Below are 10002 nucleotides of genomic sequence, written 5' to 3' on the forward strand. Positions count from 1 at the left end.
GCAGACGCTGATAGTGAGTAATCATCAGGAATGCACGCTCCGGCGAACGCAGCGCATTCACGCCCTGCGCCACCTGCTTGAGTGCATCAATGTCGAGGCCTGAGTCGGTTTCGTCGAGAATCGCCAGCTTCGGCTCCAGCACGGCCATCTGGAAAATCTCGTTGCGCTTCTTCTCACCGCCCGAGAAGCCTTCATTGACGGCGCGGTGCAGCAACTCGTCGGAGATCTGCATGATCTTCAGCTTCTCGCGCACGAGCTTGAGGAACTGCATGGAATCGAGTTCCGGCTCGCCACGCTGCTTGCGCTGCGCATTGAGTGCTGCGCGCAGGAAGTAAGTGTTGTTCACGCCCGGAATTTCGACCGGATACTGAAAGGCCAGAAACAGTCCCGCAGCAGCGCGCTCTTCGGGTTCCAGCGCGAGCAGATCGCGACCTTCGAAGATCACTGAGCCTTCGGTCACTTCATAGCCGTCGCGGCCGGAAAGCACGTTGCCCAGCGTGGACTTGCCCGCGCCGTTAGGCCCCATGATGGCGTGCACTTCGCCCGGGTTCACGGTCAGCGTGAGTCCTTTGAGAATGTCTTTGCCCTCGACACGGGCGTGCAGGTTTTCGATCTTCAGCATAGTGTTTCCTGTTGCGGCATCACGCGATGTCGCCACGTTTCGTTAATCCGTTTCAGCTGTTGCTTTGGTACGAGCCGGAGCACGCATCGCCTTCTTGGGCACCCTTCAACCACGCGCGCAGTTCTTCGATGCGCTGACGCGTCATCGCTTCGAGTTCATTGTTGGCGCACATGGGATAGACGCTGCCGTACTGGAGGCTCTTGTTGCTAGCGGGATAACGCGCTTCCAATTCGGCGTCGCGAAAAGCAATCCATGCTTTTTGAGCCGTGCGCAGTTTTGCGGTGAACACCTTGTCTGAGGCGAACTTGGCGAGCACCTGCTGGTAGACCCGATTGAGCTCCTTGTCTGCAGCCGCCAGGCTTTGGGACGCACACTCGTCCATCGCGGCCTGCGACTGGGCGTTATCCATGCACTTGTCGCCCGAAGAGGACGCTGCTGTAGCTGCAGGTACCGGTGCCGTACCAGCGATAGCGATGCTTCCGAAAGCCAAAGCAAAAGCTGCCATGCAAAGCTTTGTGGAGAGTTTCATCCGACTGCCCCTTCCAGTGAGATTTCGAGGAGTTTCTTCGCTTCGACCGCGAACTCCATCGGCAGCTCGCGGAACACCTGCTTGCAGAAGCCGTCAACAATCATCGAGACCGCGTCTTCCTCACCGATACCGCGCGAGCGGCAGTAGAAGAGCTGATCATCGGAAATCTTGGATGTGGTCGCCTCGTGTTCGACGATGGCGCTCGGATTTTTCACTTCCATGTACGGGAAGGTGTGTGCGCCGCACTTTTTGCCGATCAGCAGCGAATCGCACTGCGTGTAGTTGCGTGCACCTTCGGCGCCCTTCTCTATTTTCACCAGACCGCGATAGCTGTTGGAGCTGCGGCCCGCGCTGATGCCTTTGGACACGATCTTGGATTTCGTGCCTTTGCCGATATGGATCATCTTGGTGCCGGTGTCGGCTTGCTGGCGATGATGCGTGAGTGCGACGGAGTAGAACTCGCCCACGGAACGATCGCCGCGCAATACACAGCTCGGATACTTCCACGTAATGGCGGAGCCCGTTTCCACCTGCGTCCACGAAATCTTCGAATCGTCGCCGCGGCAATCGCCGCGCTTGGTCACGAAATTGTAGATACCGCCGCGGCCTTCTTCGTCGCCCGGATACCAGTTCTGCACCGTGGAATATTTGATGTTCGCTTTTTCGAGCGCCACCAGTTCCACCACGGCAGCATGCAGCTGATTTTCATCGCGCATCGGCGCCGTGCAGCCTTCGAGATAGGACACTTGAGCGCCCTCTTCGGCGATGATCAGCGTGCGCTCGAACTGCCCGGTGTGGCCGGCGTTGATGCGGAAGTAGGTCGACAATTCCATCGGGCAACGCACGCCCTTCGGGATAAACACGAAGGAGCCATCCGAAAACACCGCCGAGTTGAGCGCAGCGAAATAGTTATCACCCGTTGGCACGACGCTACCGAGATACTTCTTCACCAGTTCTGAATGCTCGCGAATCGCCTCGCTCATCGAGCAGAAAATGACGCCCACTTCGGCGAGTTCCTTGCGGAACGTGGTGCCGACGGAAACGGAGTCGAACACGGCATCGACCGCCACACCCGCAAGTTTGGCGCGCTCGTGCAGCGGCACACCGAGCTTGTCGTAGGCTTCAAGCAGCTTCGGATCGACGTCGTCGAGCGACTTCGGACGATTCTTCGGCGAGGCGTAATAGCTGATCGCCTGGAAATCGATCGGCGCGATGTTGAGCTTTGCCCAATGAGGCGTGGGCATCGTGAGCCAGTGACGATAAGCCTTCAGGCGCCACTCGGTCATCCACTCCGGTTCGCCCTTGAGCGCGGAGAGCTGGCGCACGATGTCTTCCGAGAGACCCGGCGGCAAACTGTCGGTTTCGATGTCAGTGATAAAGCCGGCTTCGTAGCGACGGCCGAGCGCGGCGGCGACTTCTGCGTTGTCGCGCAGCACGGCGGGGCTATCGTTTTCGATGGTCATGGTGCAGTCCTGCCTTTCAATTCGGGAAGCGCGACGGTGGCGACAGGTGCGTGCGCCGCGGGGCGCAACATGTCGGCCAAACTCATCGAACGCAATGCGTTATCCAAGACGTTGTTGATGCGTTGCCAGCTACCGCGCACGCCGCACTGCTTTTCGCGTTCGCAATGGCCCTCGCTCATGCTGCATTCGGTCATGCCAAGTGGCCCCTCCATCGCTTCGACGATGTCGGCGACGCTGATGTCACTGGCCGGACGCGCCAGGCGGTAACCGCCATTGACGCCGCGGAACGACTCCACCAATCCGGCATGCCCGAGCGACTTCAGCAATTTGCTGACGGTGGGCAATTCCAGATGCGCTTCCTCGGCGATTTGCGCTGTGCTGAGGACGTCATCAGGGTGCGCGGCGATGCAAGTCATCACCACGGTGGCGTAATCGGTCAGTCGGCTGACACGGAACATGGGGAGGCACCGCGTTAATCCAGACTAAAATGGTACAGATTAAAGGCATGGGGGTCAATCCGAAGCCTTTTCGCCGACTCAGCGTTGCACCATCTTGGATCAGACCACGCACCATAACGGGCAGCAACACTTCGGAGCGGCTCCGCTCCTCTGCTGGGAAACGGCTTCACAGCGCACTTTCCACCGACCGACCGCACATGGCACGCAATCTGCTGTACCGCAACAAAGCCGGACTAGGGGAGTTAGTACGCATGAAGTGGATCACCGCGATCATCAAACCCTTCACCCTCGACGACGTTCGCGAGGCGCTCGGCGAGGCGGGTGTGCAAGGCATGACGGTTACCGAGGTCAAAGGCTTCGGGCGGCAGCGGGGACATACCGAGTTGTATCGCGGTTCGGAGTACGTGGTCGATTTCCTGCCCAAGTTGAAAATCGAACTTGCCGTGGGCGATGAACAAGTCGAGCTGGCGATCGAGGCAATCACCAAGGCCGCACGCACCGGCAAGGTGGGCGACGGAAAAATCTTCGTCAGCGAACTCGAACAGGTCATTCGCATTCGCACGCAGGAGGTCGACGCCGATGCGCTTTGATTCGGGAGTTGAAAAGCGACGTCACAGGATGCGATGGATCGTCGCGCTGCTCGCTACGGGTTTCGCACTACCGGCATTTGCGCAGGCAACACCAACGCCGACGCTCAACAGCGGCGACACCGCGTGGATGCTCGTAGCCGGCGCACTGGTATTGATGATGACGATTCCCGGCGCCGCGCTTTTTTACGGCGGCATGGTGCGCGCGAAAAATCTGCTCTCGGTGATGATGCAATGCATGGCGATTACCTCGCTCGTCACCGTGCTGTGGATGCTTTACGGCTATTCGCTTGCGTTCGACACCGGCGGCATGACGGCAGGCGTAACGAACTGGCATTCGATTATTGGCGATACGAATCGCTTTCTATTGCGCGGACTCACACCGTCGTCGCTTTACCAGACGGTGCCCGAAAGCGTGTACGTGATGTTCCAATTGACGTTCGCCATCATCACGCCGGTGTTGATTGTCGGCGCGTATGCCGAACGCATGAAATTCAGCGCCATGCTGTGGTTCAGCGGACTTTGGTTGACCTTCGTCTATCTGCCGATTGCGCACATGGTATGGAGCGGCCCGGGTTCCTTGCTGGGCGATCTGGGCGTGCTGGACTTCGCCGGCGGCACGGTGGTGCATATCAACGCGGGCATCGCCGGCCTTGTTGCTTGCCTTGTGCTTGGAAAACGCCGCGGTTATCCGCATACGCACATGCCACCGCACAATCTGGGCTACACCGTGATGGGCGCCAGTTTTCTGTGGCTGGGCTGGTTCGGGTTCAACGCCGGCTCGGCGGTCGCCGCCAATGGCAGCGCGGGCATGGCGATGCTGGTGACGCAGATCGCAACGGCCGCCGCGGCGATTGGCTGGGTCGCGATGGAATGGATGATTCACAAGCGCGCCAGCGTGCTGGGCATCGCCTCTGGCGCTGTCGCGGGTCTGGTGGCTGTCACACCGGCGGCAGGAACCGCCGGACCGGGCGGCGCACTGATCCTGGGCTTCATCGCCGGTGCGGTGTGCTTCTTTTCGGCAACGCGACTCAAGCATAAGTTTGGTTACGACGACACGTTGGATGTGTTCGGTGTGCACGCCATCGCGGGCATCATCGGTGCCCTGCTCACCGGCATCTTCGCAGCACCCATGCTCGGCGGCTTCGGCACCGTGACATCGCCCATGGCGCAATTGTGGATACAGGCCAAAGGCGTGGGCTTCACCATCGTTTGGAGCGGCGTGCTGAGCTGGGTGATCCTGAAACTGGTCGAAAAGACCATCGGTTTGCGCGTGGGTCCCGAGCAGGAACAGGTCGGTTTGGATCTCGCCGAGCACGAAGAACGGGCCTACAACCTTTCCTGAGGCAGGAACAGCCTGTGCGTCCATGGCGCACAGGCTCTAAGCTGTTCGCGTGTCATCTGCGAACAGCCCCATGGACCTCACGACAGATCGCGCAGCCGCCCGCCTAGCCTGGACGCGCGCAAGCCTCCACGACAACTCGCTCACACTGGAATCGGCCTCGGCGGATGCGAGTTTCCGCAGCTATTGGCGCACGTATTTCAATGGGCGCAGCATGATCGTGATGGATTCGCCGCCGGCGCAGGAAGATCCAAGGCCCTGGCTGAAGATCGGCGAACAACTCGCCGCCGCCGGCCTGCACGTACCCAAGGTGTACGACAAGGACCTTGCGCAAGGTTTCCTGCTGATCGAAGACCTTGGCACCCGTTTATACCTGCCCACGTTGAATGACGAAAACGTCGATGCGCTCTATGGCGATGCGATGGATGCCCTGTTCCGCATGCAGACACACATGAGCTACAACGATTTACCGCGGTTCGACGAGACCGTGCTGATCAACGGTCTCAATATCATGCCGGAATGGTTTCTCGGCCGGCATCTTCGTCACACGCCAGATTCGCATGAACAGAAGGTGCTGCAGGATGCTTTCACGCTAGTGATCAAGAACGCAATGGAACAGCCTCGCTGTTTCGTTCATCGCGATTTTCACAGCCGCAATCTGCTGATCGTCGATCACAACAATCCAGGCATCATCGATTTTCAGGGCGCGCTGGCCGGCCCGATGACTTACGATCTCGCATCGCTGCTGCGCGATGGTTATATCGCGTGGAAACGTGAGCGTGTAGAGAACTGGGTGGAGTCGTATCGATTGCGCTTGAGAGACGCAAATGCGATCGGCTCAGACATCGACCGCGCTCAATTTCTGCGCTGGTTCGATCTGACGGGAATGCATCGCCACATCCGCGTGCTCGGTCAGTTTTATCGTCTGTGGTATCGCGATGGCAAACCGGGTTATCTGGCCGATGTTCCGCGCGTCTACCACTATATTGTTTCTGTCGCTCGGAGTTATCCCGAACTGGCGGACTTCGTGGCGTTACTGGAACGCCATGTACAAAACCGCGATCTGACACAGGTAGCAGGCGCATGAGGCACGCCCTGATCTTCGCCGCGGGACTTGGCGAACGCATGCGCCCGCTGACAGATCGCACACCCAAGCCGCTGCTTGCGGTTCGTGGCAAACCCTTGGTGGTGTGGCATCTGGAAAAGCTTGCCGCCATCGGCGTGCATTACGTGGTGATGAACACATCGCATCTTGCCGATCAGTTTCCAGAAGCGCTCGGCAACGGTTCGCGTTGGGGCCTGCGTATTCGCTATGCCTATGAAGGGCCTGTACCGCTGGAAACGGGCGGTGGCATGTTGAATGCGCTGACGTTATTGGGTCCGGAACCGTTTATCGCCATCAATGGCGATATCTGGACAGATGCCGATTTCTCACAGTTGCCCGCCGAACCGCGTGGCGTCGCGCACCTGATGCTGGTCGACAATCCTTCGCATCACCCGGAAGGTGATTTCGCACTCGATCAACAGGGCGTCGTTCACAACGACGGCGATGCACGACTAACGTTCAGCGGTATCGGCGTGTATCGCCGCGAATTGCTGGACAACTGGCGCGATGTGATCGGCGATAACGCCGACGCGAACGCCAAACCGCCGCGTTTCAAAATTGCACCGGTGTTGCGTGCCGCGATAAATCAAGGTGCGATCACGGGCACCCATTATCGTGGCGCTTGGACAGACGTCGGCACACCCGAACGGCTTGCATCACTCAACGCAACAACCTGATTGCAACCCGCTCAGGGCGCGCTTGGGGCAACCGGTGTTGCCGGCATTGCACTGTTAGCCGCCGGCACCGACGAGGTTGGAGGCGTCACCATCGTTTCGCCTTCTTCCTGCGATAGCGCCGCGTCCTGCGCCTGCTTGGTCATCATGATGATGCTGATGCGACGGTTGATCGGATCGCTGGGATCGACCTTGTCGAAGGGCACTGATGCCGCAAGCCCCACGACACGTGCGATCTTGTCGGACACCAGACCACCGCTCAGCAACGCGCGACGCGCTGCGTTGGCGCGGTCGGCGGAAAGCTCCCAGTTGCTATAGCCCTGATCCCCGATGTACTGCGCATCGTCCGTATGCCCGGAAATGCTGATCTTGTTCGGCGCCTCATCGATGAAGGTCGCCAGTTCGTGAAGAATGGCCGTGGTGTAAGGCTTCAGCGTGGCGCTGCCGGTGTCGAACATCGGGCGGTTCTGCTTATCCACGATCTGGATGCGCAGACCTTCCGGCGTAATGTCGAGCAGCAGCTGATCCTTGAACGGTTCCAGCGCCTGACTTTTATCGATCGCGGCATGGAGCTGCTGCATCAGATCTTCCAAACGCTGCTTTTCCTTCTCTTGCGCCAGCTTCTCCACATCCTTGGGCACTTCGGCTTTCTGTGCAGCGCGACGATCTTTGCCAGGGCCATGCGCCATATCCATCGCACCGCCCAGTTTGATGGCGCTGTCGCTCGCGCCGCCCGGCCCCATCTTGCCCGGCGGCGCCACCGTGGCGTTGCCCTGGACCATGCTCGGATTCTTGAAGTACTCGGAAATCGCTGCACGCTGTTGTCGCGTACCTACACCGATCAGCCACATCACGAGAAAGAACGCCATCATCGCGGTGACAAAGTCGGCGTACGCGACTTTCCACGCACCGCCGTGATGACCATGCTTCTTGCGCCGCGAGCGGCGCACGATGATTAACGGCTCGCCACCTTCCTCGTTCACGCCGGGGCTCCGGCACGCGCTCCCTTGAGGTGCTCTTCAAAGTCCTGGAAGTTCGGCCGCATATGCGCCGACAAGGTCTTGCGCGCGAATTCCACCGAGACTTTGGGGTTGTACCCGCGCAACGAGGAGAGCAACGCCACCTTCACGCACTCAAATGCCCTGCCGTCTTCGTGCACGCGACTTTCCATCGCCGCCGCGAGCGGACCGACGAAACCGTAGCAAAGCAGGATGCCAAGGAAGGTGCCGACGAGCGCACCCGCGATGTGTTCACCGATCTGCGAGGTGTCGCCACCCAGCTGCGACATGGTGGTTACGATACCAAGCACGGCCGCAACAATACCGAAACCGGGGAGTGCGTCCGCCATCTTCATGACAGCCATCGCCGGTGCTTCGGCTTCCTGTTGATGGGTTTCCAGTTCCACTTCCAGCAATTGTTCCAGCTCATGCGGATTCATGTTGCCGCCGACGATCAGGCGCAAGCAGTCAGTAATGAATTCGATGAGGTGGTGTTCCTTGATCAGGCGCGGATACGCCGTGAACACCGAGCTCGATTGCGGATCTTCAATATGCGGCTCCAGCGCAAGCAGACCCTGTTTACGCATAAGGCTGAAAATGTCGTACAGCAACGCGAGCAAATCGACATAGTCTTGCTTGCGGTACTTGGGACCTTTCACCAGACCCGCCATGCCGCTCAGCGCTTCCTTGACGATTTTCGCTGGATTGGCGGACAGGAATGCGCCGACCGACCCACCACCGATGATCATCAGTTCGTAGGGCTGCCAAAGCGCAAGGATGTGTCCGTGCGAGAGCAGATAGCCGCCCAGCACGCACGAGATCACCACCAATGAACCGACGAGAACAAGCATGTGGACTCCATCCAGGACGCCATAGTCCTACTCATGCTTATCGACCGCTGGCTCTCGAAGTTAAGCAAGAAAAATTCATATGTATCAACGCGTCACACGCTTCGTCTTTTCATACAAATGTGACGCGTGAGGTCACTTATGGCGGAGGTGAATGTGAAGTTGCGCACACTAAAACGCGAACGGCCCGGATAACCGGGCCGTCGTGAAACACGTATGTCACAGGCCGCTCAGGGGCGACGCGCCAACTCCGGATTCTCTTTGGTCACCGGCATCAGATCTTTCTTCGACACACCCAGCCAAAGCAGAATCGGGCTGGCGACAAAGATCGACGAGAGCGTACCGATCAGAATGCCGATCAGCATGGTGATCGCAAAACCATGCACAGATGGACCGCCGAAGAAGAACAGCGCAGCCATCGCAATACTGGTGAACAGCGAGGTGATGATGGTTCGCGACAGCGTGCTGTTGATCGAGCGGTTGAGAATCTCTTCCGGATCGGCCTTGCGCGAGGAGCGGAACAGTTCGCGAATACGGTCGAACACCACCACCTTGTCGTTGATCGAATAACCGATCACGGCGAGCACCGAGGCGAGCACGGTCAGGTCGAATTCGCGCTGCACGAGCGAGATCACGCCCAGCGTCACCAGCACGTCGTGCACTTCCGTGGCGAGCGCCGCGATAGCAAAGCGGCGCTCGAAACGGATCCACAAGTAGATGCCGATACCGATGATCACGAAGATCGCCGCGGTGACGCCATCGCTGCGCAGCTGCTCGCCAACCTGCGGGCCGACGTAGTCGCGGCTACCGATCTTTGCATCCGGACGCGAGGCCTGCAGGGCCTTGGCGACGTCGTTGGCAATCAGATCCAGGTTGGGTGCCTTGCCTTCCGGGCCAGCGTATTTCTTGTCGTCCTTGGGCTGAAAGCGAATGTCCACTTCACGCGTACCGCCCACACTCTGCACCACGGCATTGTCGATACCGCCGGTGGTCAACGCGGTACGCACGTCTTCCGTCGAAACAGCCTTGTCGTAGGTGACCCCGATGCGGACACCGCCCGTGAAGTCCAGACCGTAATTCAGGCTGCGCGTTGCCAGCAGCGCGATGGATGCGACCATCAGAAGCACCGCAATGCCAATGCTGAACTTGCGGATTCGGAGGAAGTGGATATTGCTGTTGTGATTGAAAATTTCCATGTCGTTCCCCGATTACACCGACAGCGTCTTGAGCTTGCGGCCGCCATGAATCAGTGCGGTGATCGCGTGAGTGACCGTGACCGAGGTGAACATCGAGGTCAGAATACCGATGAGCAACGTGACGCCGAAGCCCTTGATCGGGCCCGAACCCATCGTGGTCAGCGCCAGCGCAGCGATAAG

At 59.1% G+C, this 10002-nt stretch carries 11 protein-coding genes; 4 read left to right on the forward strand and 7 right to left on the reverse strand.

The annotated features are described in order from the left end of the window. The 4 genes from sufC to VK725_RS08045 all read right to left on the reverse strand — a co-directional run. A partial coding sequence (gene sufC / locus VK725_RS08030) for a Fe-S cluster assembly ATPase SufC (RefSeq protein WP_325317540.1) occupies positions 1-622 on the reverse strand: 622 nt, incomplete at its 3' end. Positions 623-674: 52 nt separating this feature from the next. After that, complete coding sequence (locus VK725_RS08035) at positions 675-1127, reverse strand: lysozyme inhibitor LprI family protein (RefSeq protein WP_325317541.1); 453 nt, start codon at positions 1125-1127, stop codon at positions 675-677. A gap of 20 nt (positions 1128-1147) precedes the next feature. After that, entirely contained in the window at positions 1148-2614 is a 1467-nt protein-coding gene (gene sufB, locus VK725_RS08040) for a Fe-S cluster assembly protein SufB (RefSeq protein ID WP_325317542.1), read from the reverse strand. Further along, a complete protein-coding gene (locus VK725_RS08045) occupies positions 2611-3072 on the reverse strand; it encodes an SUF system Fe-S cluster assembly regulator (protein WP_325317543.1) in 462 nt (153 codons plus the stop codon). Before VK725_RS08045 ends, sufB begins: the two co-directional genes overlap by 4 nt. 251 nt (positions 3073-3323) lie before the next feature. Between VK725_RS08045 and VK725_RS08050 the strand changes: the two genes are divergently transcribed. The 4 genes from VK725_RS08050 to murU all read left to right on the forward strand — a co-directional run bounded on the left by VK725_RS08050 (position 3324) and on the right by murU (position 6783). Then, positions 3324-3662: a P-II family nitrogen regulator gene (locus VK725_RS08050; RefSeq protein ID WP_325317544.1), complete on the forward strand. Its 339-nt coding sequence runs from the start codon at positions 3324-3326 to the stop codon at positions 3660-3662. Between the two features lie 28 nt (positions 3663-3690). Further along, on the forward strand, positions 3691-5004 hold the full coding sequence (locus VK725_RS08055) for an ammonium transporter (RefSeq protein WP_325317545.1): 1314 nt from the start codon (positions 3691-3693) through the stop codon (positions 5002-5004). A gap of 70 nt (positions 5005-5074) precedes the next feature. After that, a complete protein-coding gene (locus VK725_RS08060) occupies positions 5075-6088 on the forward strand; it encodes an aminoglycoside phosphotransferase family protein (protein ID WP_325317546.1) in 1014 nt (337 codons plus the stop codon). Then, positions 6085-6783: an N-acetylmuramate alpha-1-phosphate uridylyltransferase MurU gene (gene murU, locus VK725_RS08065; RefSeq protein ID WP_325317547.1), complete on the forward strand. Its 699-nt coding sequence runs from the start codon at positions 6085-6087 to the stop codon at positions 6781-6783. Before VK725_RS08060 ends, murU begins: the two co-directional genes overlap by 4 nt. 11 nt (positions 6784-6794) lie before the next feature. On the opposite strand, the gene motB is transcribed toward murU, so the two are convergent. The 3 genes from motB to secF all read right to left on the reverse strand — a co-directional run bounded on the left by motB (position 6795) and on the right by secF (position 9822). Then, on the reverse strand, positions 6795-7763 hold the full coding sequence (motB, locus tag VK725_RS08070) for a flagellar motor protein MotB (RefSeq protein ID WP_325317548.1): 969 nt from the start codon (positions 7761-7763) through the stop codon (positions 6795-6797). Beyond that, on the reverse strand, positions 7760-8629 hold the full coding sequence (gene motA / locus VK725_RS08075; protein WP_325317549.1) for a flagellar motor stator protein MotA: 870 nt from the start codon (positions 8627-8629) through the stop codon (positions 7760-7762). The genes motB and motA overlap by 4 nt, the downstream gene beginning before the upstream one ends. Before the next feature lie 227 nt (positions 8630-8856). After that, positions 8857-9822, reverse strand: coding sequence for a protein translocase subunit SecF (gene secF / locus VK725_RS08080; protein ID WP_325317550.1), 966 nt, complete (start codon positions 9820-9822; stop codon positions 8857-8859). Positions 9823-10002: the final 180 nt, after the last annotated feature.

This window comes from Dyella sp., assembly GCF_035486915.1.
Classification (GTDB): Bacteria; Pseudomonadota; Gammaproteobacteria; order Xanthomonadales; family Rhodanobacteraceae; genus Dyella_B.